Raw genomic sequence first — 17,443 nt, 5'->3', positions numbered from 1 at the left:
AGCAAAAAAAAAGACACCCTAAGGTGCCCTTTTTGAGTAATTCTGATCTGAATCAGAATTATGCAGCAAAGTTCTGGTTTACGAATTCCCAGTTAACCAGTGCCCAGAAACCTTTCAGGTAATCTGGACGAACATTGCGGTAATCGATGTAGTAAGCGTGTTCCCACAGGTCAACTGTCAGCAGTGCTTGCTGGCCATTGGTCATAGGTGTACCAGCGTTGCTGGTGTTAACGATTTCCAGAGAACCGTCAGCGTTCTTAACCAGCCAGGTCCAGCTTGAACCAAAGTTGTTAACGGCTTTATCGTTCAGTTCTTCCTGGAATGCTGCGAAAGAACCCCATTTAGCATTAATCGCATCAGCAACCGCACCTGTTGGTTCGCCGCCAGCATTTGGTGCCAGGCAGTTCCAGTAAAAAGTGTGATTCCAGATCTGAGCTGCGTTGTTGAATACGCCGCCAGCAGGTGCTGACATGATGATCTCTTCCAGAGATTTACCTTCGTATTCAGTACCTGGTACCAGACCGTTCAGCTTAACAACATAAGTGTTGTGGTGTTTGCCGTGGTGGAAGTCCAGAGTTTCAGCAGAGATGTGTGGTTCCAGTGCATCTTTGGCGAATGGCAGTGCTGGTAGTTCAAAGCTCATAAGTATTTACCTTTCAGTGTCAGGTTCAGCATAGATTGTGAAGCTGTAAGTATAGATAGGGTCTTTCTAATAATAATTCAAGCATCAGGGGTAGTTGTTTACAGGCTCCCTGTTGGAGGCAGCATAATAGCACCCTTATAAAAGGTTTTCATTGTCTGAGCATTCGCGATTAAATTGGAGCAGGCTATTGGTAAATCAAACGCTTATTAATTATCGGTATCAGACTAAAGTAAGCTGACAGCAAATGCTTAGCTGGTAGAATCAGGGCATATAAATATTAAAATGACACAGGCGTTAACTGTATATGGGTAAAGTGTTTCTTTGGATTGCGGCGGTTATGCTGGTGATCTTTACTGTGAAAACTCAGTATCTTACCTCTAAAACCTGGACTCCTTTTAAAGAAGGGTGCATGGCTGGCGGAACAGCGACAGAAGAGCAATGTAGCTGTTTATCCGATTATGTACATAAGCATTTCAGTGATAAAGAAGTTGAGAGCATTATGCAGGGGACTATTGCCAGTCCGGCAATGCGTGAGAAAGTTGAAGGAGTGATTCGGGTCGGTTCAAAGCAGTGTAAAAACTCATAGCTCTGATTAATAGGGCTTCATTAGCAGAGCGTATCTGAAAGGGCGAATTCTGATAGTACGCATCCGCTGTGTTTATTTCTGTTGCCTGAGAATAGCGACAGGAAAGGCCGGATCACCCAGTACATAGAAATCTGAATTAAGCAGGTTTTCTTTATTATAGAGCAGCGGCTGCATGTCGGGGCCGATAATTTTCCCCCCGGCCGCTTCTATGATCGCCTGGGCTGCTGCGGTGTCCCATTCGCAGGTAGGGTATCGTCTGGGATAGATATCGGCGGCCCCTTCTGCGATGACACACATTTTGAGAGAGCTGCCGTAATTATCGATCTGTAGTTTTCCAAACCGATCTTCCAGTATTTCTAATAAGGGAGTATCCCTGTCATTTTTATGCCTGCGACTGGCCAGTACTTTGATCGGTGTTTGCAACTTTCTACAGCGAATATCCTCTGCGGGCTGATTAATCAGCTGTTTAGCTGCGGGAATACGGGTGCCACCGTAATAACAGATACCTGATACCGGCAGGCAAATAACCCCTAGTATCGGGGCTCCGTTGTGAATCAGGGCGATATTAACGGTAAACTCATCATTCCTGCGTATAAACTCTTTAGTACCGTCGAGCGGATCGATCAGCCAGTAACAGGTCCAGTTTTTTCGAATGCTATAGGGGATGTCTGTATCTTCTTCACTGAGCTGCGGAATATCAGGAGTAAGCTGATTCAGACCTTCACGAATAATCTGATGAGCAGCCAGGTCTGCTTCAGTCAGAGGGGAATTATCCTGTTTTTCCTGAATGCCAAAATCAGACCGGCTATAGATGTTCATGATCGCTTTGCCAGCGTCTCTTGCGATAGCGATTAGCTCAGGTAGCAGAAGGTGCTGATTCATCGTATTAGCCTCAGTTTATTCCTGTTTTAGTTTATCCCTAATCATATAAAGAGCGGCAATCGCTCTGGCCTCAGAGAAGTCTTCCCGTTGAAACAGTTTATCAAGCTGGCTGAGTGGCCAGCGCATAACTTCCATCTCTTCAGGTTCATCGCCTTCCAGCCTGCAGGGGTATAGACCTCGGGCTAAGACAGAGGTGATCTTGTGGCCCATGTAGTTTGGTGCCGAAGTCATCTGTTTAATGACTTCAAGTCGTTCAGCTCCGAAACCTGCTTCCTCTTTCAGTTCCCGGTTAGCCGCTTCGATGGCGTCCTCACCCGGATCAATCAGGCCCTTAGGCAGGGTTAGCAGGTAATCTTCAAGACCAACGGCGTACTCTTTGATGAGCAATACATTTTCCTGTTCATCAATAGCGGCAATCATGACTGCGCCACGTCCCCGGGTGGCTAGACGTTCATAAGTACGTTCAACGCCATTAGAAAAACGTAGCTCAATCTCTTCGACCTGGAACAGACGACTTTTAGCGGTCGCTGTTACCTTCAAAATATCCGGTTTTACAGGCATACTGGATCGTTCCTCGGAAATGATTGTCCTATTTAAGACGCTATATAAATAAGAAGCTATATAAGTAATAAACTAAAAGTAGATTCTTTAATACTAACCCTCTGCTCAGACTTTTTATATGGATTGGCAAAATATTGATACGGTGCTGCTGGATATGGATGGCACCTTGCTGGACCTGCACTTCGATACCTTTTTCTGGCTTGAGCATCTACCGGTGCGATACGCCGAACTGCATAGTATTGATCAGACCCAGGCGCAACAATGGCTCCATCAACGCATCCGGCAGGAGCAAGGCACCCTGAACTGGTATTGTCTGGATTACTGGTCGCGGGAGTTAGATGTTGATATCGCCAAGTTAAAGCATGAGATCAAAGAGCGAATCGCTTTCCGTCCACATGTGCATGACTTTTTGGCACATCTTGAAAGTGAAAATATTCGTCGCGTTATTGTTACGAATGCTCACCGGGATAGTCTGTCGCTTAAACTTGAGGAAACCGGTTTGGATAAACTGGTTGATGCCATTATCTGCTCCCATGATTATAAGTTACCTAAAGAAGAGCAGGGCTTCTGGCATAAATTGCAGGAGGATGAACCCTTTGATCCTCAGCGAACCTTGTTAGTGGATGATAGTCTGGCAGTGCTGGCGTCGGCGCGACAATATGGTATCGCTTACTTATTGAGTATTATTCAGCCTGATAGCCAGCAGGCGAAACGTCAGATTGATGACTTCCAGGCGATTCAGCATTTCAATGAGATTATAAAGAAACCAACATGAGTGATCAGAAACAAAAAGTTCGCCTGGATAAATGGCTTTGGGCCGCCCGATTTTTTAAAACCCGGGCGCTTGCTAAAAATGCTGTGGAGGGTGGCAAGGTGCATTACGAAGGGCAGCGGGGTAAATGCAGCCGTCATGTTGAAATCGGCGCAACCTTGGTAATACGGCAAGGACTTGATGAGAAGACGGTAGTCATTCAGGCTATTTCTGATCAACGCCGCGGCGCGCCGGAAGCCCAGTTACTTTACAGCGAAACTGAAGACAGCCTTAAGCAGCGTGAAGAGGCCGCCGCTCAGCGAAAAGTGATGCGAGGAAATCTGGGTCCGGAGCGTCGGCCCAATAAGAAAGATCGGCGCAAGATTATACAGTTTAAGGATCGCTAGCCGCATAACGGATGTGGTAATATTTTGCCTTTCCCGGCCATGTGCCGGTAAGACATTTCAACGACAGGGTTTCAGAGACAAATATGAGTAGTTCTGACCAGCTTCAACGGGTCATTTTTGAACAGGCCGATATCCGCAGTGTGATCACAGGTCTCGAAAAAAGTTATCAACAAGCGATCAATAATCATCAGTATCCAGCCCTGATTAACCGTTTTTTGGGTGAGATGATGGCTGCTGTCAGCCTGCTCAGTTCGACGCTGAAATTTGAAGGTCGACTGATGCTACAGGCGCAAAGTAATAATCAGGTTAAAGTACTGATGGCAGAGTGTAATCATCAGTGTGACCTGCGCGCTATTGCCCGTTTTGATGGTGAGCTACCCGACAGTGCAAATTTTTGTGAGCTGTTAAAAGGTGGTCAGTTGGTTATTACCATTGAGCCGGATAAAGGTCAGCGCTATCAGGGAGTGGTACCGCTTGAAGGTGATCACCTGAGCAGTTGTCTGGAAGCCTATTTTAGTCGATCAGAGCAATTACCTACTCAAATTCAGCTGGTTGCTGATGAACAGCGTGCGGCGGGTTTTTTGTTACAGGTTATGCCTGCCAAAGGTAATGCTGAAGATGAATGGCAGCATTTCAGTTATCTGGCCGCCACTCTGAAAGATGAAGAACTGTTAGAGCTGGATAATGCCACGATTATACGGCGACTGTTTCATGAAGAGGATTGCCGGCTCTATGATGCAGAGCCTCTACAATTTAAATGTGACTGCTCGCGCAAACGCACGGGGGATGCATTGAGATATATGACCCAGAAAGAATTAGAGGAGATTGTCAGGGACGAGGGAACTATTGATGTGAGTTGCCAGTTTTGCAACCAGTTGTATCAGTTTGACCAGGCTGATATCACCATGATGTTTTCAGATAGTGCGAATATTGAAGGCTCTGATCAGGTTCACTGATCAGGCTTTTCTAAGGTACTTGGCTGCCAGATAGGAATCGATCTCAGTTGATGGTGTTTTGTACACTTTTTTGACATAATACGCCTCCTTAATAATAAGGCTCCGCAGAATTTAGAGTTAAATTTTGGTTGTCAGGAGTCAGGCAGCTTTTCAGGTAAAATTATTTTTTTTGGCTAAAAGCCAAGGGAATCAAGTAATGAGCAAAGAAACCGTGAACACTGTACACGAAAATTTGAGCCCGGCTCAGCTAGTTGAAAAAGCGATCCAGCGTGGCGAAGGCACTCTCGCTGACAATGGCGCCCTGGTTGTGAAAACCGGTAAGCGTACGGGTCGTTCTCCAATGGACCGTTATATTGTTGAAGAGCCTAGCACTTCCGATGCGATCCACTGGGGCCCGATTAACCGTCCATTTGATGCTGACAAATTTGATGCGCTGTGGAACCGGGTGGAAGAACACCTGGCAGAACGCGAACATTTTGTCTCTAATGTTCATGTTGGTTCTGACGCTAACCATTATCTTCCGGTTCAGATGTCTACTGAAACTGCATGGCAGAACCTGTTTGGTCAGAATCTGTTTATCCGTCCTGTAGAGTTTAACCCTAAAGCTAAAGAAGAGTGGCAGATCATCAATGCTGCTGGCTTCGAGTGTGATCCACAACGTGATGGTACCAACAGCGATGGCTGTGTGATCATCAACTTTGCTAAGCGCAAAGTATTGCTGGCGGGTATGCGCTATGCGGGTGAGATGAAGAAAGCGATGTTCTCGGTACAGAACTTCCTGCTGCCTGAGAAAGATGTTCTGCCAATGCATTGCTCTGCCAACGTTGGTGAAGACGGTGATACAACGCTGTTCTTTGGTCTGTCCGGTACTGGTAAAACAACCTTGTCTGCCGACCCTTCTCGTTACCTGATCGGTGATGATGAGCACGGTTGGGGTAAAGGTGTTGTATTCAACCTGGAAGGTGGTTGCTACGCTAAGACCATCGATCTGAGCCAGAAGAATGAGCCAATCATCTGGGATGCTATCCGTTTCGGTGCGATCGTTGAGAACGTTGCTCTGAACGCTTCCCGCACTGCAGATTATAGCGATACGTCTCTGACGGAGAATGGCCGTTGTGCATATCCGCTGGAGCACGTTGAAAAGCGTACAGAAGAAAACAAAGGTGGCGAGCCAAAAGCGATCGTTTTCCTGACCTGTGACCTGACCGGCGTACTGCCACCAGTGTCTATCCTGTCTAAAGAAGCGGCTGCGTACCACTTCCTGTCTGGTTATACCGCTCTGGTAGGTTCTACCGAGATGGGATCAGGTGGTGGCATCAAGTCTACCTTCTCTACTTGCTTCGGCGCACCTTTCTTCCCGCGCCCTGCGAGCGAATATGCTGATCTGCTGATTAAGCGTATCGAAGAGTTTGATAGCCAGGTTTATCTGGTAAATACCGGCTGGACCGGCGGTTCTTACGGAACAGGTTCCCGTTTCAGTATTCCTACGACGCGCGGTATTATCAGTGCGATTCAGGATGGTGCTCTGGTTGGTGTTGAGACTGAAGAGCTGCCAGGTATTAATCTGACTGTACCTAAATCGGTACCAGGCGTAGATTCTGCATTGCTGAATCCACGTGCTACATGGTCTGATAAAGGCGCATATGATGCGACTGCAAACGATCTGATTGGTCAGTTCACTGAGAACTTCAAGAAGTTCGAAGGTGTTGCTGAGGCGATCATCGCTGCGGGCCCGCACGCGTAACTGCTATACGCAATTAAAAAAAGGCTTCTATTCAGAAGCCTTTTTTGTGCCTGCAAATCGAAACGCTTTGACCAGCGCTTCGAATTCGGTCTAAGTTTCAGCGGCCAGGATAGCTGTGTTCTATCGGCTATTTTATCTTGAGTTCAAATCCAGCATCCGCCAGATAGCCTGCTTCCTGCTCCAGGTCGGTTCGGGTCAGAGGGTGATGGCTGAGCCAGTTGTCAGGAAAAGTCAGTTGAATCTGGCCCTTCTTGGCGGATAGCCTGAAGGCCGGTAGACGTTCTTTACTGCGGCTTCGGTGGAGGACAATCGCCAGACGCAACAGAACTGTCAGACGGCCATAGTGTTTGCCTTCACGTGCGGGCAGGGCATCAAACAGGGTTAATGGAAACTTACGTCGGTGACCCTGCATCATGGATGCCAGTTGAGATTGCTCTCGCTTGGTAAAGCCGGGCAGGTCTGAATTGAGCAGCAGATAAGCGCTGTGTTTATGATACTGGCTATGCGCAATAGTTAAGCCGGTTTCAAAACAGCGGGCGGCCCAGCTGAGCATGTTATGGTATTCATTATTATCCAGATGCCAGCTATCTCTTACCTGAGTCAGCGCGATCAACGCGGTTTGCTCAACTCTGTTCATATGATCCTGATCGACATGATAGCGCTTTATCAGAGCGCTAATGCTGCGCTCCCGTACATCTTCATGACGCAAGCGACCGATCATGTCGTATAGCAACCCTTCTCTGAGCGCGCCAGCAGAGAAGCGGATCTGTTTAATGCCAAGGGAATCAAAAGCTGCGGATAAAATGGCGATACCTGCAGGCAGCACCGCTTTGCGTTGTGCTTTTAAACCTTCGATATCGATATCGTCGACATGGTTATAGCTGAGTATCTTCTCTTTTAATTTCTTCAACGCTGAGGCGGTGACTCTGTCTTCACAGAATCCCAGACTGATACAGGCATGCCGTACCGCTTTGATAGTACCGGAAGAGCCAACACAGTCTGCCCAGCCCTGACGGCGGTAGCGACGCTTAATTGATAGCAGCTCCCGTAGCGCACCAAATACTGCCAACTGAAATTTTTTCTCGGTGATAAGACCGTCATTAAAGTAGCGTTTAGTAAAGCTGACACAGCCCATTTCCAGGCTTTCAAGTTCCAGTGGCTCAAAGCGTTCGCCGACAATAAACTCGGTGCTACCGCCACCAATATCGATCACCAGTCGGCGTTCGCTATCACTCGCCAGGGTGTGGGATACACCCAGATAAATCAGACGGGCTTCTTCAATGCCGGAAATAACTTCGATGGGACAGCCCATCAGCTTTTCTGCTTTGGCTATGAATTCACTGGTGTTAGCGGCTTCTCTCAGTGCATTGGTGCCGACTATTCTGATGCGGTGGGAAGGAATGTCCCGAACCCGTTGAGCAAAGCGTTCAAGGCACGCAAGTCCTCGCTGCTGCGCTTCTTCGGTCAGCATTCGATTGCAATCCAGTCCGGCTGCTAATTGCACTTTATCCGATAGCAGGTCGATCGGTTGAAGCTCACCCTGAACCAGCTTAGCGACAACAATATGAAAGCTGTTTGAGCCCAGGTCTATTGCGGCTAGGAGAGGCTGATCACTATTATCCAGGGCAGATATTTCTTTATTCATAGTATGCTGTTCAGAATTGAATTTGGCTTCAGCTTAGCAGAAATCACCGGTCTGTCGGATGAGCAATATCATGTGGAGCATAGATCCGGGTTGATAAGGCTGCTTGAGCAATCTGTAGTATTCACAATAGTTTAGCGACAATGTTATGATCGAGGTAATTAATATTGAGTGAATCTCGCTACAGAGGCTTTTTATGAGTGAAAATATTGTAAACGTGACCGATGGGTCATTCGAAGATGATGTTCTGAAGGCCGAAGGTGCGGTGCTGGTTGATTACTGGGCTGAGTGGTGTGGTCCTTGTAAAATGATTGCGCCGGTTTTGGAAGAGATCGCCAAAGACTATGCTGGCAAACTGAAGGTTTGTAAGCTGAATATTGATGAGAATAATGAGACGCCGCCTAAATTTGGTATCCGTGGTATTCCAACGCTGATGCTGTTTAAAGATGGTAATGTTGAGGCTACTAAGGTGGGTGCTCTGTCTAAATCTCAGCTGGCCGCATTTATTGAAGCCAGCCTGTAACTTTATAGGAGAGTGACCGGGATCAAGGTTTACTCTCCAATTAACTGGACTCTTTTTGACCAAGTCATTATAGTGTCATCTCCAACTACCGGGATCTGTGTCGAGATCCGGTTCCACAATACCAATTCAATCTTCCTGAATGGTTATTAAACTGCTCTCCATGAGGCGTTGATCCGTCTGTCTACATATACGTTATGAACCTTACCGAACTTAAAAAGAAAAGCGTTCCTGAATTGCTAGAAATAGCAAAAGAGATGGGACTGGATAATCTGGGGCGTTCCCGAAAACAGGATGTTATTTTTGCAATTCTTAAGCGTCACGCTAAGAGTGGTGAAGACATCTATGGTAACGGTGTGCTGGAAATTTTACAGGATGGCTTTGGCTTCCTGCGTTCTGCTGACAGCTCTTACCTGGCGGGTCCGGATGATATTTATGTCTCCCCTAGCCAGATTCGACGCTTCAATCTGCGGACCGGAGATACCATCTCCGGTAAGATTCGTCCGCCGAAGGACAGTGAACGTTATTTCGCATTATTGAAAGTTGATAAAATTAACTTCGATAAGCCTGAAAACGCTAAAAATAAGATTCTGTTTGAGAACCTGACGCCGCTGTTTGCTCAGGATCGTTTGAAAATGGAACAAGGTAACGGTAGTACAGAAGATCTGACTGCCCGTGTTATCGATCTGGTTTGCCCTATGGGTAAAGGCCAGCGTGCATTGTTGGTGTCTCCGCCTAAGGCGGGTAAAACACTGATGTTGCAGAATATCGCCAACTCGATTACCCGTAATAACCCGGAAGTGCATCTGATTGTATTACTGATTGATGAGCGTCCTGAGGAAGTTACCGAAATGCAGCGTACCGTGCGTGGTGAAGTGGTTGCCTCTACCTTTGATGAGCCGCCTTCCCGTCACGTTCAAGTAGCTGAAATGGTGCTGGAAAAAGCTAAGCGCCTGACTGAACACAAGCAGGATGTTGTAATCTTGCTGGACTCCATCACTCGTCTTGCACGAGCCTATAACACCGTTATTCCTTCATCAGGTAAAGTCCTGACCGGTGGTGTTGATGCTCACGCGCTGGAACGTCCTAAGCGTTTCTTTGGTGCGGCTCGTAACATTGAAGAGGGTGGTAGCCTGACGATCATCGCGACAGCACTGGTTGATACGGGTTCTAAGATGGATGAAGTCATCTTTGAAGAATTCAAAGGTACTGGTAACTCTGAAGTTCATCTGGATCGTAAGGTAGCTGAGAAGCGGGTTTATCCTGCCTTCAATATCCGTCGCTCCGGTACACGTCGTGAAGACCTGCTAACCTCGGAAGAAGAGCTACAGCGGATGTGGATTCTGCGTAAGCTACTGGATCCGATGGAAGATTCTGCAGCGATCGAGTTTGTGCTCGATAAACTGAAGGATTTCAAGACCAACGACGAGTTCTTCCTGTCTATGCGTCGTTCCTGATCCACTTCTAAATTAAAAAAGGGTAAGCTTAGGCTTGCCCTTTTTTTTGTTGTCGAGACACTATGAGTAACCTGAAATATAAGGACCTGCGGGACTTTATTGCGATCCTTGAAAAACAAGGTGAGCTGAAGCGTATCACTGTAGAGGTTGACCCGGATCTTGAAATGACCGAGATCTGTGACCGTACTTTGCGTGCCGCTGGTCCGGCGCTGCTGTTTGAAAATCCGAAAGGCTATGATTATCCGGTATTGGCTAACCTGTTTGGCACACCCAAAAGGGTGGCTATGGGGATGGGCGAAGAGGATGTCGCCAGCCTGCGTGAGGTCGGTAAATTATTAGCCATGCTGAAGGAGCCTGAACCACCTAAAGGGCTTAAAGATGCCTGGAATAAGCTGCCGATCTATAAGCAAGTGCTGAATATGGGGCCTAAGGTCGTTAAGTCGGCACCTTGTCAGGCTAATATTATTGAAGGTGATGAGGTGGATCTGAGCACTATCCCGGTACAGCGTTGCTGGCCTGGCGATGCGGCTCCCTTGGTTACCTGGCCTTTGGTTATTACCCGGGGGCCCTATAAACAGCGTCAGAATCTGGGTATCTATCGACAACAGGTTATCGGTAAAAATAAGCTTATTATGCGCTGGTTGTCTCATCGGGGCGGTGCACTGGATTTCCGTGAATGGAAAGAACAGCATCCGGGTGAGAATTTTCCAGTGGCTGTCGCGTTAGGCGCTGATCCAGCAACGATTCTGGGTGCGGTTACTCCAGTGCCGGATACCTTGTCAGAGTACGCATTTGCCGGTTTGCTGCGCGGTGGTAAGACTGAAGTTACTCAGTGCATTGGCAGCGACCTTCAGGTGCCTGCCAGTGCCGAATTTATTCTGGAAGGTTATATCGATCCGGAAGAGATGGCCGACGAAGGGCCATTTGGCGATCATACCGGTTATTATAATGAAGTGGATAGTTTCCCGGTGTTTACGGTAGAGCGAATTACCCATCGTAAAGATCCTATCTATCACAGTACTTATACCGGTCGTCCGCCGGATGAACCTGCCATCCTGGGCGTTGCTCTGAATGAAGTTTTTGTGCCCATTCTACAAAAGCAGTTTCCGGAAATTGTCGATTTTTATCTGCCGCCTGAAGGTTGTTCGTATCGCATGGCGGTAGTGACGATAAAGAAACAGTATCCGGGTCACGCTAAACGGGTCATGCTGGGTGTCTGGTCGTTCTTGCGACAATTCATGTATACCAAGTTTGTTATCGTCTGTGATGATGATATTAATGCGCGTGACTGGAATGATGTCATTTGGGCAATCACTACACGTATGGATCCTAGTCGGGATACGACAATGATCGATAATACGCCGATTGATTATCTGGATTTTGCATCACCTGTTTCAGGCCTGGGTTCTAAAATGGGTATGGATGCGACCAATAAATGGCCGGGTGAAACAGACCGTGAATGGGGCGAGCCTATCGTCATGGATGAAGCGGTTAAACAGAAAGTAGATGCCATCTGGGATGAGCTAGGCATTCTGGATGACTGAACGTTTCGTTATTTCAATCAATGAACGATATGAAATAACGGCACATGCAGGCCAACCAATACTGGATAGTATGGTTGCTGCAGGTTATAAAATGAGATCCAGCTGTCGTAACGGGGTGTGTGAAATTTGTCAGCTCACCCTAATGCAGGGCAGTATTATTCAGCGTTATCCTGAGTTGGATCTCAGTATAGAAGAGGGGCATAAGTCCTCGCAGGTTTTTGCGTGTACCGCGGTACCACGTAGTGATATTAGGGTGAAAATTGAAGGGCTGTTACGTCCTGGAGAATTGCTAGTGAAAAAACTGGTTTGTGATATTTCGGCAGTCGAACAATTGAGTGATGATGTTTATCGTGTGCGTCTGCACTTGCCGGTAACCGGGCGTCAGGCGATAGAGTTTCATGCGGGGCAGTATCTGGAAATTATTTTGCCAGATCAGCGTCGTGCGGCGTTTTCAATTGGCAGTGCGCCTGATTTTAGTAGTGATGTGGAGCTGCATATTCGCAAAATTCCTGATGGGGAGATGTCCCTCGCTATCATGGATCATCTGCTAAACAACCCTAGTGTTGAGATAGAACTACCCAAAGGTGATTGTTATCTGGAGGCGGGTCAGCTAAACCCACAAACCACTATTGTGCTAGCGGCGGCCAGTACGGGCTTCTCCCAGATAAAGAGTATGGCCGAGCATCTGCTAGCTAATCAGGTGAGCAACCCTATCCATATCTATTGGGGGGCTCGGGTAGAAAAAGATTTTTACCTGGAGAAGTTACCACTGCAGTGGGCTTCAGAGCATACTAATGTGCATGTTCATCTGGTCGTGAGTGAACCGGGTAATAGTCCTGGCTGGGCCGGTCGTACAGGCCTGCTGCCTACGGCTTTGGTTGCTGATTTTAATAGCTTTGATGATGTTGAAATCTTCACCAGTGGTTCACCTGCTATGGTTTACGCATTGCTTGATGCTTGTGAAGAAAAGGGCTTTGAGGAGTCTCATATGCATGCCGATGTGTTTGCTTACGCCCCGAGAAATAAATAAAGGCAGATCCTTTTGTAGGTGAACCTGATGCGCACCTCTGGGTGCGCTTTTTGTTGGAGAGTAATGTGGTTACAGAACCTCGTCGGCCGGTAAATATTCATCAGGCCTATCACGCACATATTTATTTTGATGCAGAGACTGTCGGCTATGTTGAGCCGTTGGCAGAAGATATAGCCCGGCTGTTCAGTCTTAAAGTAGGACGTATCCATCAGCGTCTTGTTGGTCCGCATACCCGCTGGAGTGTACAGATTCTGTTTTCGACTAAAGACTTTGATCGATTTATTCCCTGGCTGGATGAGCATCGCCAGGGATTGAGTGTGCTAGTGCATGCCCAGTCAGAAGATGCTATCCGGGATCATACCGAGCATGCTTACTGGCTGGGTGATAGCTGTGCTATTGATCTGGATGGTCTGAAGTAAAGGTTGGACAATAAAAAACGCACTGAGGTGCGTTTTTTTGTGTTTACTAGTAAGCGCCGTAGGTGACTTCAGGTAAGTCGCTTAGCAGCGCCTGACTACTGTACTTCAGGTGCGGCCAGGGTAGTGCCTTTCTCCGGAAGTGGTAGTGCAGGTAGTCCGCCGCCGATAAGACCCAGATGTTTTTCCATCAGTTTTTGAGTCCGTTCAGTTTCACCCAGATTCTGAAGTAAGCGGGCCAGTTCACTTAAGGTTTCGGCTTGTGGTTGCTGTTCCAGACTCTGTTCAAAGTAAGTAACGGCTTTTCCCCAGTGCTGATTACGCTGTGACAGGCGACCTAATGTTAGAAGAAGGTATGGGTTTAGCGGGTAATCTTTCAGCCACTTTCGTGCCGCATCCAACTGTTTATTAGGATTTTCGCCTTCAATCTTGCCGTACAGGCTGACCAGTTCATCATCCCATTTACGTTTAATCAGCTCACGTAATACAGGTTCTGCTTTGGCTTCAGCGCCGATACTCACTAATAGCTGAGTGTAATGACGTGCCAGAACATCATCTTTGTTTAACTGACCAGGCATGTTATGCCAGGTCTCTCCTAATGCTTTACGCTTATCCTCCAGGGCCGTGCCCTCTGGAAGCGCGATACTATGCTCTAGCAGGCGCTGATAGCAGAGCTGTTCGGTCTGGGTTAGCTTGTCATCTTTAAGTACTTTATGACGGCGTAGCTCAGGAATCAGTTGTTGCAGTGCGTGCCAGTCACATAGCTGAATATAGACTTCCCGCAGCAACTTCATAACGTAAGTATTCTTCGGGGCTTTCTTACGTAAGCTCAGCAGTGTTGCCAGGCAGGGCTCCAGCTGTCCCCGGGAAAGTTGTGTTTGTGCCTGAATGACACCGACAGCAACTTCGGCGCCCGGTGTTGAGGCGAGTGCTTTCTGCAATAGCTCATCGCAGGTGGCTTCGCTGCCTTGCTCCTGTGCGGCTCGGGCTGCAGCGATATAGTTAATCAGAGGCAGGCTGTTTTTATCAGCGGACTGTGAAAGTAAGCGCTGGGCTTTCCACCAGTTACCCTCTGACAGTGCAATCAGTCCTTTCAGGGTTTTAGCCTGAGCAATTCGCTGACTTCTACCGCCACTCCAAAGACGCAAACGGGTACCCGACTTAAGCGAGCTGTTAAGCAGGTTTAAGCCCCAGTGCAGTGCGAGGAAGAGCGCTATCAACAGTACGACAAACACCCACATACTCATCTCAATGGTGGTTTGACCATAGGCGAGCAGGGTATAGCCGGAATCCTGGATCATCATCTGACCAACCCAGGCACCGGCAAACATTAATACCAGTAGCAGGATAAATAGACGTTTCATCAGGCGGCTCCTTCCTTCAGCTTACGCATATCCTTGAGATAGCCTTTCAGTGCGGCTAAAGAGCCGGAAATATCAGGCATTTCAGGGGCTACTTCAACTTCCTCAAGCCCTTTGAGTGCTTTAAGCAGTGCCTGAGTATTGCTATGGTTCTGCTCGAAGTAAGTGCTAACCCAGCTCTGTGCTTTAGTCAGGCTATTCTGATAGCTCTTCTGCTTACGCTGTAGCAATGACAACTGAGCCTGCTCTAGCATCAGGTGCAGGTTCTGTTGCAGGTAATAACTTTGCTGCGGTGACAGCAGTGGCTCGATCGGCTCGCTGCGGTCCTGTATTACGACTAGCTGGTTGAACTTGTCAGATACTTTCGCCCAGGCCTGCTTAACATCTTCACTCCAGCTGGAGGCGAAGTCTTCGCTGGTGACCTGGCCCACAATTTCAGGCAGCTTATGTTGTTCGGTCAGGGGAATTACCTGCAGCTGAGTGACCTGAGCATTCAAAGCGCCAAGACGTAGAAACACACCTTCGGTATCCAGTGCCGGAACGGCTTCTAAGGCAGCGATGTCAGCCGCAACAGCTTTACGGATTTCATAGATAGTAACATCGTCGGTCTCGCTGAGGATCTTATCGGCGGAGCGGAGTAGTTGTAATGCCCCCTGAGGCGTCTGTTCCATCAGTACCCGTTGATTTGCCAGTCGAAGAAGGTATTCAACTTCAGCCAGTAACCAGTCTTTTTGGGTGTTCTTTTGTTCCGCAGTGACCTGTTTGATGCTGCGGGTCAGACGATCCTGAAGTTCACTGATATTAGCCTGTTCTTGCTGTGCGTTGTTTTCAAGGCTGCTCAGTTGTTTGCTTAGGGAGGTTAGTTTCTGATCTGTCTGTTGCTGGCTTTGTGCTATCGCTTTATCCACAGAGGAATTTGTTTGCTGCTGCGATTGAGCCAGTTGATTACCTGCCTGCATCTGCATCCAGTAAAGATAAACCACCCCGACAATGGCAATTAGTGCCAACAGCAGAGCCAGCTTGCCTGGCCAGCCTGCAGGCTGCTTGGCTGGTTTGTCAGCCTTTGGCGCAGCTTCAGGCGGGTTATCCGCTTCAGAACCTTGTGCCTTTTCATTCGGTTCGGCGGGGATGCTTTCCTTGTCGATCAGTTCTCCCTCAATCACATCTTCCTTCTTACCTGAAGTGTCTGGATTGTTGTTCCCGCTTTTTTTCATGGTCTGTCATCCGTATCGATGTTCGATAAAACTGTTTCGGCCATAGACCGGTTGTCCGGTCCTTTGGCGATTATCACCCGAGTATAGCCTAAATCTTTTGCAATTCGGGCTATCCTTTCGCTGGGTACAACAATCAAACAGCAGAGTAATTGTTGTAGCGAATACTGACCGATAAGGTCGGTGAAATTAGATAATGCTTCACCGCTGGTCAGCAATATTCCGGCAGGCATATCAGTACCGATAGTACTGCTGATCTGCTCAGAGGTATAGTCAGGTGCGCGTCGTTGATAGAGATCTGCATATTCAACTTTGGCGCCACGCTGCTCTAGTTGCTCTGCCAGCGTGGTCCTGCCACCCTGACCGCGCATGATCAGAATGCGTTGGTTTTCAACATGTTGCAGCTGCTCTAGCTGTAACAATGATTCCGAGTCATAACCTTGCTCAGGCTGCTGTGCGGCGATGCCATAATCGGCTAATTTGTTCGCTGTTTGCTGGCCTATCGCCAGCCATTCAATACCGATCGGTAATTGTGGCCAGAACTGGTCGATCAGTTCCATGCCCTGAATCACGGCGTTAGCACTGATGAAGATGATTTTATGGTACAGGTCGAGATCCATTACCCGACTTTTTAACAGGGGGTAGCCGCTATCATCTTCTGCCGTTGGAATGATCTCCAATAACGGTAATTCAACAGGATTTGCTCCCTGTTGTCTGAGTAGTTCAGACTGACCTGCAGCCTGAGCCACAGGTCGGGTTACCAGTATTCTGGGATGCAGTTCAGCCATCATTACTTTGTTTGTACACTTCAGCCAGTATTTCTGCAGCGCCTGCATCCAGAAGGCGTTCAGCCAACTCAATGCCCATCTGTTCGGCATTGTCAGGTGTATTGCGCAGTTCATCACGTAAAATTTTAGTACCGTCAGTACTGGCGACTAAGCCCCGTAGGAAAAGCTCATCACCGGCTGCATTCAGTGTGGCAAAACAAGCGATAGGTACCTGACAGCCCCCTTCTAGACGACGATTCATCGCGCGTTCTGCCGTGACCCGGTAGGCGGTTTCCTGATCATGTAAAGGTTTTAGAAGCGCTTTGGTTACTTCATCATCGGTCCGGCACTCGATACCGACAGCACCCTGGCCGCCAGCTGGCAGGCTTTCTTCAGCTGATATTTCGCTGGCTATTCGGTCAGCCATTTCTAGTCGTAACAGACCCGCTGTTGCCAGAATGATGGCATCGTACTGGCCTTCATCCAGTTTTCGTAACCGGGTATTCACATTGCCACGTAAGGTTTTGATTTGCAGATCAGGGCGGTTAGCACGAATTTGCGCTTCGCGACGCAGAGAAGAGGTGCCTACTACGGCGCCCTGAGGTAGCTCGTCCAGTGTGGTGTATTTATTAGACACAAAAGCATCGGTTGGCTTTTCTCTGGGACAGATAACCGCAAGTCCCAGGCCTTCTGGGAACTCCATAGGAACATCTTTCATCGAGTGCACTGCGATATCCGCTTCGTTAGCAAGCATGGCGACTTCCAGCTCTTTAACGAACAGACCCTTGCCGCCGATTTTGGATAGCGGTGAGTCGAGCAGCACATCACCCTTGGTGGTAAAACCTAATAGTTCGACCTGAATTCCCGGGTGGAATTTTTCTAATTCAGCTTTTACATACTCAGCCTGCCACAGGGCGAGAGGGCTTTGACGGGTGGCAATACGAATTACTTTATCAGTCATACAA

18 protein-coding genes are annotated in these 17,443 nt (G+C 48.0%); 10 read left to right on the top strand and 8 right to left on the bottom strand.

Annotated features, from left to right (window positions below):
* Nucleotides 1-58 precede the first annotated feature (58 nt).
* The gene (locus EHS89_RS18220) at nt 59-643 is read right to left on the bottom strand and encodes a Fe-Mn family superoxide dismutase (RefSeq protein ID WP_124927600.1); all 585 of its coding nucleotides are present in this window, start codon (nt 641-643) and stop codon (nt 59-61) included.
* Between the two features lie 304 nt (nt 644-947).
* Here EHS89_RS18220 and EHS89_RS18215 point away from each other — a divergent pair, with 304 nt between their 5' ends.
* The gene (locus EHS89_RS18215; protein WP_124927599.1) at nt 948-1,229 is read left to right on the top strand and encodes a hypothetical protein; all 282 of its coding nucleotides are present in this window, start codon (nt 948-950) and stop codon (nt 1,227-1,229) included.
* Nucleotides 1,230-1,301: 72 nt separating this feature from the next.
* Here the strand turns inward: EHS89_RS18215 and cysQ are convergent, their stop codons facing one another.
* Both cysQ and nudE read right to left on the bottom strand, forming a co-directional pair.
* Nucleotides 1,302-2,111 carry a 3'(2'),5'-bisphosphate nucleotidase CysQ gene (cysQ, locus tag EHS89_RS18210; RefSeq protein WP_124927598.1) on the bottom strand — a complete coding sequence of 270 codons (810 nt, stop codon included), beginning with the start codon at nt 2,109-2,111 and terminating at the stop codon, nt 1,302-1,304.
* A gap of 15 nt (nt 2,112-2,126) precedes the next feature.
* Nucleotides 2,127-2,672 carry an ADP compounds hydrolase NudE gene (gene nudE / locus EHS89_RS18205; RefSeq protein WP_124927597.1) on the bottom strand — a complete coding sequence of 182 codons (546 nt, stop codon included), beginning with the start codon at nt 2,670-2,672 and terminating at the stop codon, nt 2,127-2,129.
* A 118-nt stretch (nt 2,673-2,790) separates the two neighbouring features.
* Between nudE and yrfG the strand changes: the two genes are divergently transcribed.
* The 4 genes from yrfG (at nt 2,791) to EHS89_RS18185 (ending at nt 6,530) form a co-directional block, all read left to right on the top strand.
* A complete protein-coding gene (gene yrfG, locus EHS89_RS18200; protein ID WP_124927596.1) occupies nt 2,791-3,447 on the top strand; it encodes a GMP/IMP nucleotidase in 657 nt (218 codons plus the stop codon).
* Nucleotides 3,444-3,830 (top strand): ribosome-associated heat shock protein Hsp15, encoded by a 387-nt coding sequence (hslR, locus tag EHS89_RS18195; RefSeq protein WP_124927595.1) that lies wholly within the window; start codon nt 3,444-3,446, stop codon nt 3,828-3,830. The genes yrfG and hslR overlap by 4 nt, the downstream gene beginning before the upstream one ends.
* An 83-nt stretch (nt 3,831-3,913) precedes the next feature.
* On the top strand, nt 3,914-4,786 hold the full coding sequence (gene hslO, locus EHS89_RS18190; RefSeq protein WP_124927594.1) for an Hsp33 family molecular chaperone HslO: 873 nt from the start codon (nt 3,914-3,916) through the stop codon (nt 4,784-4,786).
* 196 nt (nt 4,787-4,982) lie between these two features.
* Nucleotides 4,983-6,530: a phosphoenolpyruvate carboxykinase gene (locus tag EHS89_RS18185; protein ID WP_124927593.1), complete on the top strand. Its 1,548-nt coding sequence runs from the start codon at nt 4,983-4,985 to the stop codon at nt 6,528-6,530.
* A 127-nt stretch (nt 6,531-6,657) separates the two neighbouring features.
* Here EHS89_RS18185 and ppx read toward each other — a convergent pair whose 3' ends face one another.
* Nucleotides 6,658-8,175 carry an exopolyphosphatase gene (gene ppx / locus EHS89_RS18180; protein WP_124927592.1) on the bottom strand — a complete coding sequence of 506 codons (1,518 nt, stop codon included), beginning with the start codon at nt 8,173-8,175 and terminating at the stop codon, nt 6,658-6,660.
* 193 nt (nt 8,176-8,368) lie between these two features.
* On the opposite strand from ppx, the gene trxA reads away from it, so the two are divergent.
* The 5 genes from trxA (at nt 8,369) to EHS89_RS18155 (ending at nt 13,142) form a co-directional block, all read left to right on the top strand.
* Nucleotides 8,369-8,695, top strand: coding sequence for a thioredoxin TrxA (gene trxA, locus EHS89_RS18175; protein WP_124927591.1), 327 nt, complete (start codon nt 8,369-8,371; stop codon nt 8,693-8,695).
* Between the two features lie 194 nt (nt 8,696-8,889).
* Nucleotides 8,890-10,149 (top strand): transcription termination factor Rho, encoded by a 1,260-nt coding sequence (rho, locus tag EHS89_RS18170; RefSeq protein ID WP_124927590.1) that lies wholly within the window; start codon nt 8,890-8,892, stop codon nt 10,147-10,149.
* A 62-nt stretch (nt 10,150-10,211) separates the two neighbouring features.
* A complete protein-coding gene (ubiD, locus tag EHS89_RS18165) occupies nt 10,212-11,693 on the top strand; it encodes a 4-hydroxy-3-polyprenylbenzoate decarboxylase (RefSeq protein WP_124927589.1) in 1,482 nt (493 codons plus the stop codon).
* Complete coding sequence (locus EHS89_RS18160) at nt 11,686-12,723, top strand: FAD-binding oxidoreductase (RefSeq protein ID WP_124927588.1); 1,038 nt, start codon at nt 11,686-11,688, stop codon at nt 12,721-12,723. Before ubiD ends, EHS89_RS18160 begins: the two co-directional genes overlap by 8 nt.
* A 65-nt stretch (nt 12,724-12,788) precedes the next feature.
* On the top strand, nt 12,789-13,142 hold the full coding sequence (locus EHS89_RS18155) for a DOPA 4,5-dioxygenase family protein (RefSeq protein ID WP_124927587.1): 354 nt from the start codon (nt 12,789-12,791) through the stop codon (nt 13,140-13,142).
* A 95-nt stretch (nt 13,143-13,237) separates the two neighbouring features.
* Here the strand turns inward: EHS89_RS18155 and EHS89_RS18150 are convergent, their stop codons facing one another.
* From EHS89_RS18150 to hemC, 4 genes are read right to left on the bottom strand one after another with little or no spacing between them, the layout of a single operon-like run.
* On the bottom strand, nt 13,238-14,503 hold the full coding sequence (locus EHS89_RS18150) for a heme biosynthesis HemY N-terminal domain-containing protein (protein ID WP_124927586.1): 1,266 nt from the start codon (nt 14,501-14,503) through the stop codon (nt 13,238-13,240).
* On the bottom strand, nt 14,503-15,714 hold the full coding sequence (locus EHS89_RS18145; protein WP_124927585.1) for a uroporphyrinogen-III C-methyltransferase: 1,212 nt from the start codon (nt 15,712-15,714) through the stop codon (nt 14,503-14,505). Before EHS89_RS18145 ends, EHS89_RS18150 begins: the two co-directional genes overlap by 1 nt.
* Nucleotides 15,711-16,502, bottom strand: a complete 792-nt coding sequence (locus EHS89_RS18140) for a uroporphyrinogen-III synthase (RefSeq protein ID WP_124927584.1) — start codon at nt 16,500-16,502, stop codon at nt 15,711-15,713. Before EHS89_RS18140 ends, EHS89_RS18145 begins: the two co-directional genes overlap by 4 nt.
* Nucleotides 16,492-17,439: a hydroxymethylbilane synthase gene (hemC, locus tag EHS89_RS18135; RefSeq protein ID WP_124927583.1), complete on the bottom strand. Its 948-nt coding sequence runs from the start codon at nt 17,437-17,439 to the stop codon at nt 16,492-16,494. The genes EHS89_RS18140 and hemC overlap by 11 nt, the downstream gene beginning before the upstream one ends.
* Nucleotides 17,440-17,443: the final 4 nt, after the last annotated feature.

Origin of the sequence: Amphritea balenae (assembly GCF_003858655.1) — a bacterium.
Lineage (GTDB): Bacteria > Pseudomonadota > Gammaproteobacteria > Pseudomonadales > Balneatricaceae > Amphritea > Amphritea balenae.
The sequence above is the reverse complement of the archived record's forward strand: the minus strand, read 5'-3'. Positions and strand labels throughout refer to the sequence as shown.

Bases quoted from the DNA above. Each gene is read 5' to 3' on its own strand.
- EHS89_RS18220 (WP_124927600.1), bottom strand. From the start codon at position 643: ATGAGCTTTGAACTACCAGCACTGCCATTCGCCAAAGATGCACTGGAA.
- EHS89_RS18150 (WP_124927586.1), bottom strand. From the start codon at position 14,503: ATGAAACGTCTATTTATCCTGCTACTGGTATTAATGTTTGCCGGTGCC.
- yrfG (WP_124927596.1), top strand. From the start codon at position 2,791: ATGGATTGGCAAAATATTGATACGGTGCTGCTGGATATGGATGGCACC.
- ppx (WP_124927592.1), bottom strand. From the start codon at position 8,175: ATGAATAAAGAAATATCTGCCCTGGATAATAGTGATCAGCCTCTCCTA.
- rho (WP_124927590.1), top strand. From the start codon at position 8,890: ATGAACCTTACCGAACTTAAAAAGAAAAGCGTTCCTGAATTGCTAGAA.
- EHS89_RS18160 (WP_124927588.1), top strand. From the start codon at position 11,686: ATGACTGAACGTTTCGTTATTTCAATCAATGAACGATATGAAATAACG.
- hslR (WP_124927595.1), top strand. From the start codon at position 3,444: ATGAGTGATCAGAAACAAAAAGTTCGCCTGGATAAATGGCTTTGGGCC.
- hemC (WP_124927583.1), bottom strand. From the start codon at position 17,439: ATGACTGATAAAGTAATTCGTATTGCCACCCGTCAAAGCCCTCTCGCC.
- nudE (WP_124927597.1), bottom strand. From the start codon at position 2,672: ATGCCTGTAAAACCGGATATTTTGAAGGTAACAGCGACCGCTAAAAGT.
- hslO (WP_124927594.1), top strand. From the start codon at position 3,914: ATGAGTAGTTCTGACCAGCTTCAACGGGTCATTTTTGAACAGGCCGAT.
- EHS89_RS18215 (WP_124927599.1), top strand. From the start codon at position 948: ATGGGTAAAGTGTTTCTTTGGATTGCGGCGGTTATGCTGGTGATCTTT.
- ubiD (WP_124927589.1), top strand. From the start codon at position 10,212: ATGAGTAACCTGAAATATAAGGACCTGCGGGACTTTATTGCGATCCTT.
- EHS89_RS18145 (WP_124927585.1), bottom strand. From the start codon at position 15,714: ATGAAAAAAAGCGGGAACAACAATCCAGACACTTCAGGTAAGAAGGAA.
- EHS89_RS18185 (WP_124927593.1), top strand. From the start codon at position 4,983: ATGAGCAAAGAAACCGTGAACACTGTACACGAAAATTTGAGCCCGGCT.
- cysQ (WP_124927598.1), bottom strand. From the start codon at position 2,111: ATGAATCAGCACCTTCTGCTACCTGAGCTAATCGCTATCGCAAGAGAC.
- EHS89_RS18140 (WP_124927584.1), bottom strand. From the start codon at position 16,502: ATGATGGCTGAACTGCATCCCAGAATACTGGTAACCCGACCTGTGGCT.
- trxA (WP_124927591.1), top strand. From the start codon at position 8,369: ATGAGTGAAAATATTGTAAACGTGACCGATGGGTCATTCGAAGATGAT.